General features: G+C 64.0%; 15 protein-coding genes. 10 read left to right on the forward strand and 5 right to left on the reverse strand.

Features of this window, described 5'->3' with window-relative positions; translation table 11 throughout:
* From E1748_RS09245 to E1748_RS09290, 10 genes are all read left to right on the forward strand, one after another.
* A complete protein-coding gene (locus tag E1748_RS09245; RefSeq protein ID WP_133646785.1) occupies window positions 1-717 on the forward strand; it encodes a DUF1175 domain-containing protein in 717 nt (238 codons plus the stop codon).
* Window positions 714-5531 (forward strand): alpha-2-macroglobulin family protein, encoded by a 4818-nt coding sequence (locus E1748_RS09250; RefSeq protein ID WP_240766426.1) that lies wholly within the window; start codon window positions 714-716, stop codon window positions 5529-5531. The genes E1748_RS09245 and E1748_RS09250 overlap by 4 nt, the downstream gene beginning before the upstream one ends.
* A gap of 11 nt (window positions 5532-5542) precedes the next feature.
* Entirely contained in the window at window positions 5543-7354 is a 1812-nt protein-coding gene (locus E1748_RS09255; RefSeq protein WP_133646787.1) for a DUF2300 domain-containing protein, read from the forward strand.
* Entirely contained in the window at window positions 7351-8187 is an 837-nt protein-coding gene (locus tag E1748_RS09260; protein WP_420819296.1) for a YfaP family protein, read from the forward strand. The genes E1748_RS09255 and E1748_RS09260 overlap by 4 nt, the downstream gene beginning before the upstream one ends.
* 107 nt (window positions 8188-8294) lie before the next feature.
* On the forward strand, window positions 8295-9071 hold the full coding sequence (locus tag E1748_RS09265) for a YfaP family protein (protein ID WP_133647316.1): 777 nt from the start codon (window positions 8295-8297) through the stop codon (window positions 9069-9071).
* A 159-nt stretch (window positions 9072-9230) separates the two neighbouring features.
* Window positions 9231-10337 carry a YjgN family protein gene (locus tag E1748_RS09270; RefSeq protein ID WP_133646788.1) on the forward strand — a complete coding sequence of 369 codons (1107 nt, stop codon included), beginning with the start codon at window positions 9231-9233 and terminating at the stop codon, window positions 10335-10337.
* 4 nt (window positions 10338-10341) lie between these two features.
* Window positions 10342-11373: a M48 family metallopeptidase gene (locus E1748_RS09275; protein WP_133646789.1), complete on the forward strand. Its 1032-nt coding sequence runs from the start codon at window positions 10342-10344 to the stop codon at window positions 11371-11373.
* 289 nt (window positions 11374-11662) lie between these two features.
* Window positions 11663-12601: a DUF2242 domain-containing protein gene (locus E1748_RS09280; protein WP_133646790.1), complete on the forward strand. Its 939-nt coding sequence runs from the start codon at window positions 11663-11665 to the stop codon at window positions 12599-12601.
* Between the two features lie 222 nt (window positions 12602-12823).
* On the forward strand, window positions 12824-14041 hold the full coding sequence (locus E1748_RS09285) for a lactonase family protein (RefSeq protein ID WP_133646791.1): 1218 nt from the start codon (window positions 12824-12826) through the stop codon (window positions 14039-14041).
* Window positions 14042-14199: 158 nt separating this feature from the next.
* Window positions 14200-14682, forward strand: coding sequence for a MerR family transcriptional regulator (locus E1748_RS09290; RefSeq protein WP_133646792.1), 483 nt, complete (start codon window positions 14200-14202; stop codon window positions 14680-14682).
* 40 nt (window positions 14683-14722) lie between these two features.
* Here the strand turns inward: E1748_RS09290 and E1748_RS09295 are convergent, their stop codons facing one another.
* The 5 genes from E1748_RS09295 to E1748_RS09315 all read right to left on the reverse strand — a co-directional run bounded on the left by E1748_RS09295 (window position 14723) and on the right by E1748_RS09315 (window position 20061).
* Window positions 14723-15406 carry a type 1 glutamine amidotransferase domain-containing protein gene (locus E1748_RS09295; protein ID WP_133646793.1) on the reverse strand — a complete coding sequence of 228 codons (684 nt, stop codon included), beginning with the start codon at window positions 15404-15406 and terminating at the stop codon, window positions 14723-14725.
* Window positions 15407-15490: 84 nt separating this feature from the next.
* Entirely contained in the window at window positions 15491-16972 is a 1482-nt protein-coding gene (locus E1748_RS09300; protein ID WP_133646794.1) for a flavin-containing monooxygenase, read from the reverse strand.
* Between the two features lie 10 nt (window positions 16973-16982).
* The gene (locus E1748_RS09305) at window positions 16983-17870 is read right to left on the reverse strand and encodes an alpha/beta fold hydrolase (protein ID WP_205965215.1); all 888 of its coding nucleotides are present in this window, start codon (window positions 17868-17870) and stop codon (window positions 16983-16985) included.
* Window positions 17871-17958: 88 nt separating this feature from the next.
* Window positions 17959-18765, reverse strand: coding sequence for a type 1 glutamine amidotransferase domain-containing protein (locus tag E1748_RS09310; protein ID WP_133646795.1), 807 nt, complete (start codon window positions 18763-18765; stop codon window positions 17959-17961).
* Between the two features lie 270 nt (window positions 18766-19035).
* Window positions 19036-20061: an AraC family transcriptional regulator gene (locus E1748_RS09315; protein ID WP_133646796.1), complete on the reverse strand. Its 1026-nt coding sequence runs from the start codon at window positions 20059-20061 to the stop codon at window positions 19036-19038.
* Between the last annotated feature and the right edge of the window lie 132 nt (window positions 20062-20193).

Consider the following 20193-nt stretch of genomic DNA (forward strand, 5'->3'; position numbering starts at 1 on the left):
ATGCGCCCGCGTTGCGCTTCGCGCAGCCTCACTGATACCGCAACGAACGGTCGCCGTGCGTGGCTCGTCGCCGCGATCGCCATGTGCGTCACACCGCACGCGTTCGCGCTGATGCCCACCACCGTCGCGCCGGAACCCGATGCGCTATCGGCTGCGCAGTCGAACGCGTTTCGCGCCTGGTTCGCTCGCATCGTCGATCAGCAGTTGCGTCGCGGTCCGACACCGCGCTGGACCCAGCGCGATTGCGCGGGCCTCGTGCGCTTCGCGGCCGGCGAGGCGCTCAAACCGCACGACGCGCGCTGGCTGCGCGCGAACGGGATGAGCGACAGCATCGACGCGGGTACGTTGCCGCCGGAGCTGCAACTGTCGCCGCAGCAGCGCTCGCTTGCCCATCGCTGGACGCGGATCGACGGCAGCACTGGCGCGTACGCGTCGGCGATCGCACTGATCCAGCGCAACAGTCGTTTTATTTCGAAAGACGTGAACCAGGCGCTGCCCGGCGACCTGTTGTTCTTCGACCAGGGCGACGACCAGCATCTGATGATCTGGCTGGATCGCTACATCGCTTATCACACAGGCACCGTCACGCCGACCGATACCGGTCTGCGCGCCGTCGCCGTTTCCGATCTGATGCAATGGAAAGACTCCCGCTGGCAGCCGCTCGACGGCAATCCGAATTTCGTGGGTGTGTTCCGCCTGGCCTTTCTGACACCATGACCCGTCATCACACTTCCGTCGATCTCCAGCGTCCGCGCGTGCAACGTCTATCGCTCGTTTCGCGTACGCGCGCATTCGGCGCACTGCTTATTTCCGTTCTCGCGCTCACGTTGACGATCGGCACTGCGCCAGCATTCGCCGACGACGCCGCATCCAGCGACGACACCAACGTCGCGCAGAACCCGACACTGCAACCGGCCGCGCCGAGCGGCTTCGAGACGCAGAAGATCGACGGCCAGCCGTTCTTCCTGCTGTCCGATGCGAGCTTCGGCAGCGACCAGATCGCGCAGGTGCGGCTGGAAGCGCCGGGTCGCGAGTTCAAGGACCAACTGGCGGGCTACGGCGGCGCGGACATCGTCGTGTACCGCGTGCCGAAGCCGCTCGACTTCCTCAAGGCGCAGAAGAACCTGCACCGGCTGAACATCGCGCCGAACTATCAGGGCGAAGGACTCGCAAACACGCTCGCGTATCTGTGGGATCGCTGGTTCACCGAAGCGCGGCGCGCGTGGCAGCGGGTGCTGTCGTTCGCGACGCGCAGCAAGGCGACCGAAGCGGCGCCGCAGTTCAAGCTCGGCGATCAGCTCGGGCAGCCGACGCACTTCGCGCAGAACAGCCAGTTCGCGCCGTTGAAGGGCTACGACCTCGTCGCGCGCTTCCGTTATCCGATCTGGGACGCGAAGACGATCCAGCCGCCGAAGGGCGTCGAACTCGCGGGCAGCAGCAGCAACTTCATCGAGGCGAGTTCGGGCAACGTGATGATTCCGGTCGGCAAATTGCAGCCGGGGCTCTATCTCGTCGAAGCGATCATCGGCAACTACCGTGCGCATACGCTGCTGTTCGTATCGGACACGGTGGCCGTGGTGAAGGCGTCGTCGAGCGGCTTGCTCGTGTGGACCGCACAGCGCGCCGACGGCAAGCCGGTGCCGAATACGGCGATCAGCTGGACCGATGGCGTCGGTGTCCTGCAAAGCGGCACTACCGGTAGTGACGGCGCGCTGTCGCTCGAACACGTGAGTCCTGAGCGCAGCTATGTGATCGGCAGCGATCCGGCAGGCGGCGTGTTCGTATCGGAGAATTTCTACTACGACAGCGAGATCTACAACACGAAGATCTACGCGGTCACCGACCGTCCGATGTATCGCCCCGGCGATCGCGTGTACGTGAAGTTCATCGGCCGCACGTTCCAGAACGCGACGCAGTCGTCCGCGCCCGCTGCAGCCGACATCAAGCTCGACGTGATCGATCCGAGTGGCTCGCCGATCTCGACGTCGACCACGCATTTCGCATCCGATACCGGCGGCCAGGCGACGTTCACGATTCCCGCCGATGCCCAGGCCGGCGGCTACACGTTGCGCTTCGACTACAACGGCGACACGTACGGCAGCGCGTTCCGCGTCGCCGAATACGTGAAGCCGCACTTCGATGTCAACCTGTCGATGGACAAGACCGACTACGCGACCGGTGAAGCGCTGCACGGCAAGATCCAGTTGCGCTATCCGGACGGCAAGCCGGTGAAGGACAGCAAGATTTCGGTGACGCTGCGCGCGCAGCAGGTGACGATCGTCGACGGCGAACTGCGTTACGCAGGCCTGTTCCCGGTGAAGCTCGAACAGCAGGAACTGACCACCGACAGCGACGGTAACGCGAGCCTCACGCTGCCCGCCGCGAAAGAGCCGAGCCGCTACGCGCTGACGCTGTTCGCTCGCGACGGCGCTGCGTACCGCGTGCGCGTCACGCGTGAAGTGCTGATCGCGCGCGGCGTGACGCCGTATCGGTTGTTCGCGGCGAAGTCGTTCTCGCAGCCGAAGGAGCGCGTCGATTTCACGCTGCAGGCCCTCGGTGCAGTGGATCAGAACGCGCACGCGCCGGCGACGTGGGAATGGGTGCGCCTCGAATCGCAGACGCACGGCAACGGCAAGATCACGAACGCGAAGGCCGGCGGTGCGCAGACCGTGCCGGTGCAGTTCGACGAGCCGGGTTCGTACATGCTGTCCGTGAAGGACGACGCGGGCAATCTGCTCGGCGCGACGAGCCACTGGGTCGCGGGCGAAGGCGTGAAGGCGATTCCGGGCAGCGTCGAGATCGTGTTCGATCGCGACCGCTACAAGATCGGCGATACGGCCGAAGCGCTGATCACGTTCCCGCAGCCGGTCGGCGATGCGCTGCTGACGCTCGAGCGCGACAAGGTCGAGCGGCGTGCGCTGCTGACGGCGGGCGGCGACTGGCTGCAACTGCAGCGCGTCGCGCCGTCGCAATGGAAGGCACGCATCAAGGTCGGCCCGGACTTCGCGCCGAACATGACGTTCTCGGTGCTGTACGTGCAGAACGGCGAGTACGTGTTCCAGAACGCGGGCATCGTCGTCGCGCAACCGACCATCGATCTCGATGTGAAAAGCGACAAGCCGGTGTACGGCCCAGGCGACACCGTGACGCTCGACCTCACCAGCGCGATGAACGGAAAACCGATGCCCGCCGATCTGACGGTCAGCGTCGTCGACGAAATGGTCTACGTACTCCAACCGGAAATCGCGCCGAGCATCGTCGACTTTTTCTATCATCCGCGCCGCAATAACGTGCGCACGTCGTCGAGCCTGTCGTTCATCACATACGATCTCGCGCTGTCGTCGCTGCGCGGGGCGCCCGGCGGACCGCAACGCGGCACCTACAACGAGCGCGGCGTGAAGGTGCTCGAACGGCCGCGTCGTGACGATCAGGACACGGCCGCGTGGGAGCCGGAACTGAAGACCGACGCAAGCGGCCACGTGCGGATGACGTTCAAGATGCCCGATGCGCTCGCGCGCTGGCGCATCACCGTGCGCGCCGTGTCGGCCGACGGCATGGTCGGTCAGCGCACCGCGTACGTGCGTTCCGACAAGGCGCTGTATCTGAAGTGGAGCGGCCCCGCGCATTTCCGCGCGAACGACAAGCCGACGCTCGACATGCTCGCGTTCAACCAGACCGATGCGGACGTGCAGGCGGACTGGATCGTCGATGGCGGCGGGCTGTCGGTGAACCAGAAGGTCACGTTGAAGCGCGGCGCGAACTATCTGAAGCTGCCGGCTTCGGCGCTGAAGCCCGGCGTGGTCAGTGCGACGCTGCGGCAGAACGGCAAGGACGTCGACAGTCTGCAGACGTCGATCGCGCTCGATGCAACCGGCTGGCTCGATCTGCATCAGACGCCGGTCGCGCTCGATGCCGCCGGCAAGCCGCTGAATCTCGCCGCCGACGCGCAGGACATCAACGTCCGTCTGATGACGAGCGCGGCAAGCCAGTTCACGCGCGTCGCCGACGATCTGATCGACTACCCGTACGGCTGCGCCGAGCAGACGTCGAGCCGGCTGATTCCGCTGTCGCTCGCGCACGATGCGATCGCTCGCGGCAGCAATACCAACGCCAGCGCGACACAAGGTATCGAAGCGCTGCTGCGCAACCAGCGTCAGCGGCTGGCGTTGCTTGCGGGCGTCGGCGGGACGTTCGGCTGGTGGGGCGACACGACCGGCGGCAACGCGTTGATCACCGCGTACGCGTACTACGCGGACTGGCTCGCGAGCCGCAGCCTGTCGATCTCGCTACCCGCCGACAACTGGCAGCACGCGATGGACGTCTATCGCGACGCCGGCGCAAAGGAACCGCTGCTGCATCGTGCGCTCGCGCTGTGGTTCATGCAGCAGATGGGGCTGCCGGTGACGACGCCGCTGTCCGGTGTCGCGCAGCAGTTGATGAAAGCGCCGGCTGACGCAGGGAAGGAATCGTTTGGTGCATCGGACAGCGTCGTCTTTGCACAGGCCGATACCACGCGCGGCAATCAGGTTGCGCTGGTGCTGGTCGCATCGATGGCACGCGGTACGGGCGTGTCGTTGCCGGACGGTTTCGATGCAGCGGTCGCGACCGCACGCGGCGCGCTCGCAGGCGATCCTGCACCGCTCGTGCAGAGTCTGCTGTTGATGACGGGAGGCACAGCGGGCAACGAAGGCGGCGCGCCAGTCGACGTCCCCGCGTTGCTCGCGAAGAGCAGCGCGTCGTACCCGACCTTCGATCGCGCATTGACGCTGCTGTGGCTGCGCAAGGCACTCGGCGGCGACAGCGACACGGGGCCGTTGCCCGAACTGCAGGGCGCGGGATGGAAGCGCGGCACGACGCCGACCGGCGCACCGGTATGGAAGTGGACCGGCACCGGTCTGCCGCAATCGGTCGATATCGGCGCAGTGCGGCCGGACGTCACCGCGCTCGTGTCGTATCGCAGCCGCGCGGCGGACACGAGCCGTCTGCCGGTCACCGTCGAGCGCAAGCTGTACAAGCTGGTGCCGTCGGATGCAGCCGACGTTGCCGCCGACAAGAAGACCGGCAAGCCGGCAGACCAGCAGGACGCAGCAGCCCGCTTCACGTTCAAGGCCGAGGCTGTGAAGCCAGGCGACGCGATCGACAGCAATGCGCTCTACGTAGACGAAGTGACGCTGACGCCGCCCGAGAACGCCGCGTACCAGTACGGTTTGCTCGAAGTGCCGCTGCCGCCGGGCGGCGAAGTGGAGGCGACGAGCTGGGGTATCAGCATCGACGGATTGCCAGGCACGACGGAAGGCGGTAGCGGTCCGCAGCCGTTCCAGCGCGCGGTGACCTATGAGATGGGCGAGCTGAACTATCACCAGCCGGTGCCGTTGCTCGATCGACGCGTCGCGTTGCGGCAACTGGTGCGCTTCGGCTTGCCGGGTACGTTCGTCGTGCCGCCCGCGCGCTACTTCCGCATGTATCAGCCGGACGCGAAGGCGTTCCAGGGCGGGCGTAGCGATCGGCTCGTCACGCTGCGGATCAACTGAGCGGAACGGCGATGAAACCGGCCCTGCGCGACGCACGTTTTTCTTCGGTCACCTGTTTGGGGTGGGCGAAGCGCGTCGCTGCGTTCGTCTGCGCAACGCTGGTGACTGCTGCGTACGCGAACACACCTGTTACGCAGCACGTCAACACGGCGAACGCTGCGCCGCGTTCCGCAACCCGCGAGCCCACCGAGCCGTTGCAATTCGCGTGGCTGCGCGACGGTCGCGCGCAATACTGGCGCGCTGACAGCCAGGCCGCAGCCGACAGCGCGCTCGATCCGCAAGCCGCGCAACCGTTGCCGCAGACCGTGGAGACACCGCTCGGCAGCGTATGGAAACTGTTCGTGTACGCGTACGTCGTCGATCGTGGGATCGAGACGCCGGATTACACGTGCACCGGCGGCGATCGCGAAGAGGTCTACTGCTGCATGACGGGCGGTCATATCGATCGCGAGCATGCGCTCGTGCAGTCGTGTGGATTGTTTTTCGATCCTGCCCGTCTTCGGCTCGATGCAAACGGCTGGCGTCAGTACTGGACTGCTGCCGGCGCTCCTGCGTGGCTGCGCGATCTGCATTCGATGACCCCCACGCATCGCGTTGCCGTCGCCGATCTGCTGGCCGCGCTGAAGGCGGTGCCCTCGCGTCCGCGCGAGGCCGCGTCGAGCACATTGGTATCTGTCCTCACGAGCGGACGCGGCGAAGGCACCGTCGCGCTGTACGGCAGTCTGCTGCGCGCGAAGACATGGACGATGCCGGACCCGGCGCGGCCGGGCGCGTCGATCGGCGGTGCGGCGGGCTGGCTCGCGGATGGCACGCCGGTCTGGCTCGGCGGACCCGGCGGTAGCGTGCGTGTGCTGGCCGCAGCGGCACCGCGCATCGCGCCGCTGCTCGCGCAGACGGTCGTGCCTGATGACGGCGCGTGCGTCGTCGTCGATTTCTTCACGCGTTATCCGATCCACGACGTGCTGCCCGACAAGGGCAGCGAACCGACGGCCGACGGGCCGTTGAGCGGCATCTTTCGCGTCGGGTTTGCGAACGGCAACTGGCTGCGCATCGAGAGCCGGGGCGAACTGCTGCTCGAGCGCGATGCAGGCAAGGCGCCGCATATCGTCGGGCGCTTCGGAATGAACGACTACATCGCGCGCGTGGTCGAGCGCGAGGGCGATGCGCAGGCGCCCGAGGCCGCGAAGGCACTGGCCGTCGCGGCGCGCAGCTACGTCGTCCAGCATGCTAGCCGCGAGCGCGGCTGCTTCCGGATCGATGACAGCAGCAGCACGCAGCGCGTGCTCGCGCGACCGCCGGGCGCGAATGCGCGCCGCGCTGCCGATCTGACCGATGCACTCGTGCTGACCGGCGTGCCGGTTCAATACCATCACGACAAGGCCGCGCCTGGCCAGATGAGCTGGCTCGATGCGAAGGCCGCCGCGCAGCGCGGTCTCGGCTTCGACGCGATTCTCGCGCGCACTTGGCCGCAGGCGACGCTCACCTCATTCGAGAGCCCGCTCGCCGGCGACTGCGAACCGGTGGCCGGCGCGCGCGAATGGCTGCAACGAAATGCGCCTGACTGGGCGCGCCGGCTCGATCGCGCGGCGGGCTACGAGACGCCCGACTTGCCGGCGGTGTGTGCGGTGCGCGACGGGCGTCCGTATGCGGACGCGCAGCGCAACCGCGTGTACATCCATCAGCTGCGCACCGAGGACGACCGGATCGCGCTCGCGCACGAATACATTCACCTCGCGTTTCAGCATCATCCGCGCGGACTCGACGAAGCGTTCGTCGAGCACACGGCGCGCGAGCTGATCCGCTCGGAGGCTTCGATTCAATGAAACGTCTTCTTTATTCGTCGCGTGTTGCTGCCGGGCTTGCGTTGAGCGGTGTGCTGCTCGTGCCGCTCGCTGTGTTCGCACAGGACGCCGCACAAGCCCCGCTAGCCGACATGACCGGCGCGTTCAACGGCTGGCGGCACAGCGGTCTCACGAACGAAGGCGAGCGCTTCGTCGCGGCTTATCCGCGTCCGCCGGTCGATCGCGGGTCGCAGCGGTTTCGCACGCTGATCGAAGGGCAGTTGAAGCACGTCGACAAGCACGCGCGCAAGCCGCCGACGCTCGTCGTCAACGGCAACCCGACGCCGCTCTATACCGACGACGATGGCCGCTTCGCGCGGCCGTGGGCGTTCGGCTCGGGCTCGAACAGCATCGAGATCATCTCGGCGGACGGCAGCAAACATCAGCGGATGCAGTTTTACGAAGCCGATACGAGCAAGCCGCAGGCGAAGCTGCGCGCGATCGTCACGTGGGACGATCCGCATGCGCAGGTCGATCTGCATGTGATCACGCCGGACGGTCTGCATGCGTTCTTCGCGAACCCGACGCTGGAGGATGGCAGCGGGTTCGACGTCGACTCAGTCGACGGTGCGGGGCCGGGGATCTTTTCGTCGGCGGCACCGGAACACGGCACGTGGTTGTTCTTCCTGAACTACTGGGGCAACTTCGATTCGACCGGCTATAACTTCGATGCCGCCGCGCACGATCGCGACGTCATCACCGCGCGCCTCACGCTCGTGTTCAACGAAAATACGCCGAACGAGCGACGCGAAACGATGGTCGTGCCGTTGCGCAAGATCGGCGACCTGCAGCTCGTCAAGAGCGAACGACTTTAACCACGCTTAACTGCGATGAACCGCGACCGGGACCAGCGACGATGAACGTCAGCACGAATTTCAGCACCACGCGACGGCTCGCGGCTTCTTCACTCGCCACGTTGACGATGTCGCTCGCGTCGTGCGTGCTGTGCGCGTTGACCGCGGGCATGCAGACCGCGCACGCGACCGACATCGAATTCAGCGCGCCGGTGAACGGCTGGCGCAACACCGCCGGCGACACCAACGCGCGCTACACGCAAGACGTCCACTATCCGGCCGTCGCGGTGACGACGCCCGAAGGGCAGTCGGTCAACGCGATGATCGCGGGGCACATTCGCAACGCGCCGAAGAAGCCGGGCAAGACGTCGGTGGCGACGATGATCGTCAACGGGACGCCGCTGCCGCAACGCGTCGAGGAAGACGGCAGTTTCTCGCGGCCGTATGCATTCGGCGGCGGCAGCAACAGCGTCGAGGTGCGCACGAAGGACGGTGCGAGCCGTCGCGTGCAGTTTTACGACTCGTATTCCGGCAAGACGCAGACGCGGCTGCGCGTCGTGCTCGCATGGGACACCGACGGCACCGATCTCGACCTGCACGTCGTGTCGCCCGACGGCGTCCACACGTTTTACGGCAACCGTGTCGCGCCGAACGGCGGTGCGCTCGACGTCGACGTGACGACGGGCTACGGTCCGGAAATCTATTCGTCGCCGGCACCGCTGCACGGCACGTACCTCGTCTACGTGAACTACTACGGCAGCGGCAACAGCGGCAGCGACATGACCGTCGCGCAGATCACGATCATCACCAACGAGAACACGCCGGACGAAAAGAGCGAAACGATCCGCGTGCCGATGCGCGCCGCGGGTGAACTAACGCTTGTGAAGAAATTCGTGCTGCCTTGAAGAAGAGCGAGAGCGGCGACGCGACGGACTTCAGCGCAGCGCATCGTAGTCGATGAAGGGCATCGCGCGGCCAGCGATGCGGCAGGCAGCAACTGAAAACGTTGAAAAGACGCGCGCACTCCGCACGCAGAAGAACGGCAATCGAACAGGGGAAACACCATGGACCAGAACGTCGGGCAACGACCGTTGCTCACTTACGACGGCAACGTCGGCGAGCTGTACGGCATCTTCCTGAGGAACCTGTTGCTGACGATCATCACCGTCGGCATCTATCGCTTCTGGGCGACGACCGCGATGCGGCGCTACGTGTGGTCGCGGATGCGCTTTCAGGACGAACGCTTCGAATACACCGGCACGGGTGGCGAGCTCTTCAAGGGGTTCCTGATCGCGGTCGGCGTGCTGTTCGGTCTGATAATCGCCTCGGAGATTCTCGCGTACGTGCTGCATTTGATTACGGGCAGCTTCGTCGTGGCGTTTATCCCGGTGATCGCCGTCTATGTGCTGATCATCGTGTTCGCGGCCGGCGCGTATTTCAGCGCGCAGCGCTATCGCCTGAGCCGCACGTCGTGGTGCGGGATTCGCGGCGGCATGACCGGCTCGATGCTCGCGTACGGCGTGCGTGCGCTGCTGTACGGTCTCGGCTGCATCGTCACGCTTGGCCAGCTGATTCCGTGGACCACGGTGCGGCTTGCGGAGCGCCGCATCAACGCGAGCAGCTTCGGCAGCGAGACGTTCCGCTTCCAGGGCCGCGCGGGAACCGTGTACGCGGTGTTCGTGGTGAGCTTCATCGGGATGGTTGCGTGGTTCGCCGTGACCGGCTGGCTGTTCCTGCGTCCGGCGATCATGCAGATGGCGGCTCACCGTGGCGGATTCCCGCACGCCGAGCCGGCCTCGCCGCATGCGATGGTTTCGCTGGTCGCGTTCTACGTGCTGTTTATCGTCGGGGCGTTGCTGCTGCGCTGCTATTACTTCGCGCAGGTCAGTCAGCACATTCTGGGGAATACGACGCTCGGTTCGCAGCTGCGCTTCGGGACCAGCATCACCGGCAGGCGCCTGCTCGCGATTTCGGCGAGCAATCTCGCGATCGTCGTGTTCACGCTCGGCCTGGGTTTTCCGCTGGCGCTGCATCGCGCGCTGCAGTTCGTGTCGAACACGCTGCTGGTGGAAGGGCAGGTCGATCCGCAGTCGCTCGGTCAGAGCGACCAGCTGCCGCCGCGTACCGGTGAAGGCATGCTGAACCTGCTCGATCACGGCGGCGTGCTCTGAACCCGTGCGCCCGACGCGCTACTACGACGGCCTGAGCGCCGCGGCTCACGCCGCGACGCTCGTATGGAACGACGACACGCTGATCGTCGTTGCGGAGTCCGGCGATGCGCACGAACTCGCCCGCTGGCCGCTCGCACGCGTCGCGGTCGGCGAGCGCGACCCGGACGGCGGGGTGATGTTGTCGTGCGACGGCGAAGCGGGCCGCGTGCTGACGGACTACACGAAGCTGCCGCCCGACATGATGGAGCGCTCGCGCGGCAACCGTACGTTCGGCTGGCTCGCGTGGACCGCGTGCGCGCTCGTCGCGTTGACGGTCGCGTTCGTTTTGATCGAACGTGTGCCCGCGTTCGCTGCCGCACTGGTGCCCATGAAGCTCGAGAGCCGGCTGGGCAGCGCCGTCGAAGCGCCGTTGCTGCATGGCAAGCGCGTTTGTACGGGCAGTGCGGGACAGCAGGCACTCGACACGCTCGAAGCGCGTCTCGCACGAACGGCGGGCATCAGGCAGCCGGTGCAACTCGTCGTGATCGACGACGCGCGCGTCAATGCGCTGACGCTGCCGGGCGCGCGGATGATCGTGATGCGCGGGCTGATCGATCATGTGGACAACGCGGATCAACTGGCCGGCGTGATGGCGCATGAAACGGCGCATATCGCGCATCGCGATCCGCTGCGTGCGCTGTTTCGCAGCGCGGGCATCGGGCTCGTCAGCGCGGCGGTCGGCGTGAACGTCGGGTTCGGCGATGTATCGTCGTGGGCCGGGCATCTCGCGCGGCTGTCGTTCAGCCGCGACATGGAACGCGCGGCCGACGCGGACGGCGTCGCGTATCTGCAGGGCAGCGGCTTGCGCAGCGACGGACTCGCGGGGTTCTTCGCGAAGCTCGAGCAGCGCGGCGGCGAAAATCGCGACGCGTTCCTGTCCGACCATCCGCGCACGGCGGATCGGGAGGCACAGAACCGCGGCTCGTCGCTGGGCGACAGTGCGCTGACGCCCGAGCAGTGGGCGGCGGTGCGGGCGATGTGCGCGAAGGCGAAGTGATCGTTGGGCTTGCCGCTGCCGAGGTTGATGCGTGTCGGGGTCAGGCAGACGAAACTTCGCAAGATCATGGAGTTGGCGGTGCCACGCGCAGGATATCCACAGGCTTACGAACAAAATCTGTTGATAACTTGCTCGCGACCTCGGCGGCGCGGTGGCGGTTTTCGGCAAACCGTCTGCGGCCTCCCGCAACCGCTACAATGCTCGCACTCCGCGTCGAAGCGCGTCGCGAAATTCGACGCGCAGTCCGTTTGCCCGATAGCCCGATAGTCTGTTAAGCCGTATCCGAATCATGTCCGTCTCGCTTTCCACGTTTCCCGCGTTTTTCATTCCGTCGACCGTGCGTCGCGTCGCTGCCTGCGCCGCGCTGCTGCTGCTCGGCGCCTGCGCCGGCACGAAGCCGCCGACCTTCCAGCAGGAACTGTTCGACACCGGCGCGAGCCCATTCGCGCGCGGCTTCAACGCGAGCACCGCGGACACCTGCGAAGGCGCGCGCCGCGCGCTGCTGAGCCAGGGCTACATGACGACGATGACGCGCAGCGACACCGTTGACGGCACGAAGAACTTCCAGCCGACCAGCGACTCGCACGTCGTCGTCGAATTCCACGTGGTGTGTACGCCGGGCATCGAGCAGACCAACTCGAGCGTCGTCTACGTGAACGCGGTGCAGAACGGCTACGCGATGAAGAAGAGCGATACGTCGGCGAGCGTCGGGCTGAGCATCCTTGGGTCGCTGTCGCTGCCGATCCGCTCGAACAACGACGCGATGGTCAAGGTGTCGAGCGAAACCATTCCGTCGGGCAAGTTCTACGAGCGCTTCTTCGCGCTCGTCGATCATTATCTGCAGACGGTCGTGCGGGCAGGGCCGGTGTCGGCGGAGAAGGTCGATGCGCGGCCGTTGCCGGGTGGGGATGTGCCGGTGGCGCCGGTGCCGGGTGTGGGGCTGGCTGTGCCTCTTACGGTGAGCCCGGCTACGACTCCGGCGGTAACCCCTGCTGTTGCTCCCGCTGCGGCTTCTGCTCCCAAACTGTCGTTGCCAGCCGTCGCGCCCGCAACAGCTGCTGCAGCCTCCGCAGTTGCCGCAACTCCGGCTGTAGCGATTCCGACACTCGCTGCGCCTGCCACATCGAAGCAGCCGGCTGTGCCGTCCTATACGCCCGATGCAATCGAGCGCGCGGCTGCCGGCGGCGAAGCCGCGCAGGCCGCCAGCGATGCGGCGGCGGTGCATTGATCGATTGATGACGCGGCTGCGCTGAACCTCGCGCCTGGCCGCACGCGCCCCATGCGGCCAGCCTCATCCTCGTCGCCCTCCGACGAAGCCGCACAAAAAATTTCTCCTCCGCTGTAACCGCCCGGCCGGCTCCGCCGAACTACCCCTCCGATACCCCATCGGTCGACCCGCTACGCGAGGGTCGCGGTTCGGCCTGTCCTTTCTCTTTCTGCCGGAGCCAGCATGCAACCTTCCAATCCTCTCCGCTTCCGGGCGTCCACCGCGACGTACGTGTCCGCCACCGTCCTGTTGTCCGCTTTGCTCGCGGCCTGTGGCGGCGATGTCCACGATACGTCGGCGCCCGTTCCGCAACTGTTCGCGCAAACCAACGACACGACCAACGAACTGCTGCACTTCATGCGCAACGCGGACGGCACGCTGACCGCGAAGGCGACCGTGCCGACGGGCGGCAAGGGTACTAACGGCGTCAACTACTTCATGGGCAACGCAGTCGCGCCCGATGCGCTGACCAGCAACAACAGCGTGATCGTGTCGCCGGACGGCGCGCGCCTCTTCGTTGCGAATGCCGGTGACAACACGGTCAGCGTGCTGTCGATCGACAAGGCGTCGGGCAACCCGACCCTGCTCGCGGTGTCGCCGACGGGCGGCACGCGTCCGACGTCGCTCGCGTTTCACAACGGCGTGCTGTACGTGACGCATCAGCAGGGCGCGACGGAACTCGGCGCGTATCGCGTCGGCGACGATGGCAAGCTCACGCAGATCGGTCAGTACGCTGTCGTGCAGCAGGACGCGCTGCCGACCCAGGTGGCCGTGAGCCCGGACGGCAAGTTCGTCGTCGTGAACGGGTTCCTGCGTACGCTGACGCCGGTCCAGCCCGCCAACACGCTGCTCGCGTTTCCGATCAATGCGGACGGGACGCTCGGCACGTCGGTCGCGACGACGTCGGTGGGCACGGGGCCGTTCGGCGGACGCTTCGGGACCGGCGCGATGGCGGCGACCTTCGTGGTATCGGATGCGGCGGGCGTGACTGCGAGTTCGTATTCGCTCGCGTCGAGCGGCAGCTTCACGGCGTTGAGCGGACCGCTCGCGGTGACGGGGCAGGCGGCGCCGTGCTGGGTCTCGTTGACACCGGACAACCGGTTCGCGTACATCGGCAACGGCAGCGGCGCGGTGTCGCTGTTCTCGATCGACGGCAGCGGCAAGCTCGCGCTCGTCAATGCAACGGCGGCGAGTGAACCGGCGACGTCGACTGCATCGACGTCGAGTTTCGCGAACGATTCGTGGATCAGCCCGGATGGCAAGTTCCTGTATCAGGACTACGCCGGCGACGACAAGATCGTCGTCTATTCGATCGCCAGCAGCGGTGCGTTGACGAAGCTCGGCGAGCAGCCGGCGAACACGCAGTCGAAGATCAGTTTGCAGGGGTTGGCGGGGATTTGATGCAGGTAGAGGTTGGAGCGCTGGCCGATTCGCCGACGTGCGGGTCGAGCTGGCGCATATGCGCGGCGCCGCCATCGCGCACTCGTCGACAACGCTCCCGTTACCGGGCAACATTAAGCCAGCGATGAGTCTTGGTCTGACCAGGGAGTGCTGGAAACATGAAAATCGGTGAACTTGCGGAGCGCACGGGCCTTTCCGCTTCACGTATTCGCTTTTATGAAGGTATCGGGCTGCTGAAGGTCGAACGTGAGTCGAACGGCTATCGGACGTATTCATCACAAGCCGTGCTGATGCTCAATCTGATTGCGGCCGCACAGCGGGACGGCTTCACGCTGGACGAGATTCGTACGTTGGTGCCGCCCGATCTGACGCAATGGGAGCACGACTCACTGCTCGAAGCACTGCGCGGCAAGGTGCAGGACATCGAATCCCTGCAAACGCAACTGGCGCAACGCAAGGCGCGCCTCGTCGCGCTCGTGGCGGAGATAGAAGCCAAACCCGACGACATGGACTGCGGGGACAATACGAAGAGAGTGCTGTCCCGGATGCAATCGGGGGAAATGAAAACGCCGGCACGGGCGGCCGAAAATCTCACGCCGCTTCGCAACGCGAAACAGCAGCGGCAGGTCAAGCGCGGTTAAGGGCGCTTCAACACCTGCCGCGCGGCCTCCGTGCCGATCGTCACAATAGTGACGCGACCTGCTCGGCCGTCGCCCTGGCGGACTGCGGGTTTTGCCCTGTCACCAGCCGACCGTCGGTGACGACCTTCGAGACGAAGGGGAGCAGGCCTTTTTCGTAGCGTGCTCCGCGCCGCTTCATCTCCTCTTCGGCGTTGTAGGGCACTTTTTTCGCGACGCCTGCCAGCACTTCTTCCACCCACGAATACCCGGTGACCCGGCGCCCTGCAACGAGCAGGGTGCCGTCCGAGAGTGTCGTATTGAGCAGTCCGCAGTAGCCATGACAGACGGACGAGACGATCCCGCCTCGCTCGTAAATATCCCGCGTAATTCGCTGCAGGCCGACATGATCGGGGAAGTCCCACATGACGGCGTGCCCGCCCGTGAAATAGATCGTATCGAAGTCCGCCGGATCAATCTGGTCCGGGCGCGCCGTCGTCGCCAGAAGTGCCTGGCGGTCCTTGTCGGTCAGCCACGCTTTCACGGACGCATCGGACATCGGCCATCTGAGCGAGCGTGGTTCCAGCGGCGAGACGCCGCCTTTCGGGCTGACGAGGCGCTGGTCATATCCTTTTTCGGCGAAGACGTGCCAGGCATGCGTCAGCTCGGATAGCCACAAGCCGGTCGGCTCGGCCTGGTCGGCATAGCTGGCGACGTTGCTGACGACGTGCAGTATGCGTTTGGTCATGTTGCCGCTCCTTTTGGGTCTGCTACCTGAACCTGTCGCAATCCCATCGAAACCTCTCTGCCCCGGAGTATGTCTAGCGTAACGCTATGCCTGCGCCGATTCGGCAACATAGCCCGTGGGGTCGAAGTGCCCGTTGCGATGACGATAGTCATGCGCGAAGCTGGGCCAGATGAGCGTCAACTTTCGACTGCGTGGATCGAGGTACCAGCTCTTGCATCCCTGACTGAGCCATACCGTATCGGCAGCGCTCGCTTGCAGCTGGTCCGAATAGCGTGCCTGCTCGGTGGCCAGCGGCTCCAGAGGTTCGCCCCCAGTGCGATCGATCCATTCCAGTGCGTCCATCACGTATTCGATCTGACTCTCGATAATATAAATGGTGGAGTTGTGCCCCAGACTGGTATTCGGTCCGTTGAGCACAAAGAGATTCGGAAAGCCGTTCACCGTCGTCGATGCATAGGCCTCCATACCGGACTGCCAGTGCTCTGCCAGGCTACGTCCGTCAGCGCCACATACGAGCCCCGCATAAGGCGGTATCGCCGCCTCGAACCCCGTGCAGAAGATCAACACGTCCACGTCGAATCGCGCACCGCTGGCCGCAACCGCAGTCCCTCCTTCGACGCGCTCCAAAGCCGCGTTTTCCAGCGTAACGTTATCGCGCAGGAACGTCGGGTAGTAATCGTTCGACAGCAATACCCGCTTGCAGCCGATTTCGTAATCGGGAGTCAGCTTTGCACGCAGCGCTGGGTCGGAGATCTGTCGCGCCAGATGCGCGAGGGCGTCGCGCTTGTTCTCCGCCAGATAACGCGGCACGCTACGCCGGGAAGCAAACGTGTTCTCAAGCATCCAGAAAATATCGTCACGTAGCTTCCGCATCGTCGACGGATCCCGACGGAACATCTGCCTCTCGGCTTCGGTAAAAGCGCGATCCGGGCGCGGAATAATGTATGGGGCGCTGCGCTGAAACACGACCACTTGTCCAGCCAGCCTGGCGACTTCCGGAACGATCTGGATCGCCGATGCACCGGACCCCACGATACCGATTCGCTTGCCTTCCAGTGATGCGTCATGACGCCAGCGCGCCGAATGAAACACCTGACCGGAGAATCTATCCAGACCCGGGATGGATGGGAGGCTTTCGTCGGCCAGATGACCGGTACCGGTAATGAGGATTTTCGCCTGCACTTCACCGTCTGGCGTATCGAGTCTCCATACCTTGGCCTCTACATCCCAGGCTGCGTTTGCGACCGGTGAATTGAAGCGCACATGAGGAATCAAACCCTCTTCGCGAGCCACCGTTTTCATGTAGGCATGAATCTCGGGGCCAGGCGAGAACAAACGTGTCCACTCTGGATTGAGCCGGAACGAAAACGAGTAAAGCGGCGAGGGGACGTCACAGGCCGCGCCGGGATAAGTATTGTCGCGCCAGGTACCGCCAATCTCGTCGGCGCGCTCCAGGATGACGAGGTCGTCTTTCCCCGCCCGTTTCAGGCGCGCTCCCATGCCGAGCCCGGCAAAGCCCGTACCGATGATGGCTATTTCAAACGTATTCCTGAGCGAATCAGTCATTGAAAAATCCTTAAGGATGATCGGCAGGAATGATCGTGCCTGCCGGATAGCGTTCGGGGTTCTCGTTAAACTGATCGATCACTTGACTGAGCTGCCCTGGGCGCTCGAATACCACGCCGTGTCCGCTGGCTATTTCGGCAAAGCGAGCATCGGAGATCGCACCGAACAACAGCTTGCTGTGCTCGATGGGCACCATCTGGTCATGGCTGCAACCGACGATCAAGGTCTTTGCCCGAATACTCGAGACCTGACTGGAGAGATCGACCTTCTGGTTAAGCGCCATTTGCTGCGCGTCGAACGGTCCCGGCCGAATCATCTCGGTGATCGCATGCAGGCGTTCGGGCGAAAGGAAGTGGAAGAAGCCGTGACTGAAGGCACAGAAAACCGTGAAGTCGGCAATCGCCCGGCTTCCCGATTGATAGAGTTCCTGCCAGACCTTATTGCGGATCAACTGCTGGGCATCGGTCTTAAGCCAGCCTGCGATCAGAACCAGGTTGCTCACCAGGTCTGGGCGCGTCGATGCGATGCTTGCCGCGACCACGGCACCCAGCGAATAGCCGACCAGCGTTACCGCGCGGCCAGGCAATACGTGTTCGATGACCGCCTTTACCTGATCCTCAAGATCGCTCAAAGCTAGCGTCACGCCTTCGGCAGGAGGGGCGAAGTCCAGCGCCACTACGCGTTGTCCCGATTCGAGAATGGGAAACAGGAATCCGTAGTGACTCGCAGCGGTTCCGCCGGTGCCATGCACCAGCACCACTGGGGCACGCTGATTGACGTCGGCAGTGGGCTCGCCGGAGTCGTAGTAGGTTACGTCGATGCCATTTACCCGGACACAGCCGCTTTCCGCTTTTGCGGAGACGGGTATGGCAAGAGCAGCTTGCCTCAGATCATTCAACTTGAATCCTCCTCAAAGAAGTCCGCTCATTGCGCTTTTGAAAACACACGTTAAAGGCAACGGTCACGCTGTCTATGCGACCGGATCGTCAATTTCCGGCAGCTAACCGCTTAACCACGACCTCGCCGATTTCCTTGCTGGATTGCGGATTTTGTCCCGTGATGATGCGACCGTCAGTCACGACATAAGACGTGAACGGGAAAAATGCCTTCGTGTAGTGAGCACCTTGACTTGTGAGCGCGTCCTGCAGCAGAAACGGCACCTGAGACTTCATCCTCGACAGGGTCTCTTCGAAATTGGAGAATCCCGTAATGGTTTTGCCGTCGATCAACGGCTTGCCGTTTTCATCCTGCAGCGACAGTAATCCCGATACGCCATGGCACACCGCCGCGACGATGCCGCCCTGGCGATAGATCTGCTCGGTCACGCGCTTCAGATTCTTGTCGTCACGGAAGTCCCATAACGTTCCATGACCACCCGTGAAATAAATCGCGTTGTAGTTCGCAGGATCGACGGCGCCGGCCGGCAGCGTCGTTTTCAATCTCGCCATGAAGGCAGGATCGGCCAGATGCGCCCGGGCTGCGTCGTCGAGATAGAAGGATCCCAGGCTGCGCTGATCAATTGGAACCTCTCCACCCAGCGGGCTCACAAAATCCATTTGCAGCCCCGCTGCCTGGGCAACGTCGTAGAAGTGCGTGAGCTCCGTCAACCAGACACCTGTCGTGTCCGACCGCGAGGGAAACTTCGCATGGTTCGTCATGACGACAAGGATCTTTCCGCTTAGGTGTGGTGTCGCCTCGCTTTGGGCTGTATCGGCTGCATGGGCGTATGCCCCTGCGAACAGAGTTGCAGCGATGGCTACAAGCCAGCTCCGAAAAAAATGACGCTTAAACATATTTTCTTCCTCACATCTTCTTGATCGAATCTCTTTCTGCGCTCGCCATGCCGTTGATCTGCCGGCTAGCGCAAGCTATGCAAGCAGCAACATGGAGCGATTCCGATCAGATGCTAGGGTTAAAGCTATGTTGAAGGTCAAGGGGATTCGTCACGACGCTGATACTACTTGCACGTTTAGCCTGGAGAAGGGGGGGTAGCCTGCTTAGGCGCGGGAGCGCGCTTCACCCGCAGTGAGGTACCGCGTCAACCGCTTAAGGGGTGTGTCCAATCATTTCACGGCAACCACGCGATACTGTTGCGGCGTCGTTCCCGTCCAACGTTTGAACGCGTGCTGGAAAGCGCTTTGCTCGGTGTATCCGAGCATGAATGCGATATCGGCCAGCGAGTGCTGCGACAGCGCGAGATAAGACTCGGCACGTTCACGGCGTACGTCGTCCAGGACATCGCGGAAAGCATACGCACAGTCGGACAGGCGCCGGTGAAGCGTACGCGAGGAGATTCCCATGCGTTGTGCGATATCGGCCATGCCTATGCGGCCTATCGTGAGGCCCTGAGTCAGCATGACCTTCAGCTCGCGGATGAATTCCGGCTCATCGGCCAGTTGCCTCATCTGCGCATCGGCTTGGGCGCGGATGATGCGAGCCATTCCTGCGCTGGCCGTGATAACCGGCGCATCGAGACACTCTGCGGGAAACGACAGTCGGGTCTGAGCCGCACCGAAATTGACCTTGCCACCGAAGAAGCGCTGATACGGGCCGGGGTCGCGCGGCGTGGCGAACTGGAAATCGACGTCCACCGGCGTGGTTTCCTGACCGGTTAGCAGACGGCACATTCTCACACGGGTCGTCATGATCAATTGCGCGAACACAGGCGAGGGCACCGATGTTCCCGACCAGTCGAGCGGCATTTCAACGCGATCGCCGTGCTGGACCAGCAACGGCCGGCCAATGCCATGCAGCAGCCGCACATAGCGGTCGAATTGCGCAAGTGCCTCTGCGAAATTGGCACAACACATCACCACATAGCCCACTACGCCCAGATGGCGTGGCGCGATGAGAAGGCCCGCTTTGAAGCCCAGATCGGGGTCGGCGGTAACGGCCACGGCCCGTTCAAGAATGCCGAAATACTCGTCATGTGTCAGACGTAACGGCACGTCCACCGATTCGATCCCGGCAACCCGTGCCGCGCCGAAAAGCGCCTCGGGAGAATGTCCACAGGAACGCAGGTAATCCAGCAACAGGCCGACATAGTGTCCTGCCACCGTGCCGGCCCGCTTGTGATCGATCACGTCCATAGATCCTCGCGCTTCCTGTTGTTTCTTGTGGCGGGATTTCACAATGGATTGGCAAACGCTGTCAAGACAGGGAGCGCTTAGTAAAGCGAATCTTCGTGGCAGACCGACCCACTACCCGATCGATGTAGTGGC

The sequence above is a fragment of the Paraburkholderia flava genome, assembly GCF_004359985.1.
Taxonomy (GTDB): Bacteria; Pseudomonadota; Gammaproteobacteria; order Burkholderiales; family Burkholderiaceae; genus Paraburkholderia; species Paraburkholderia flava.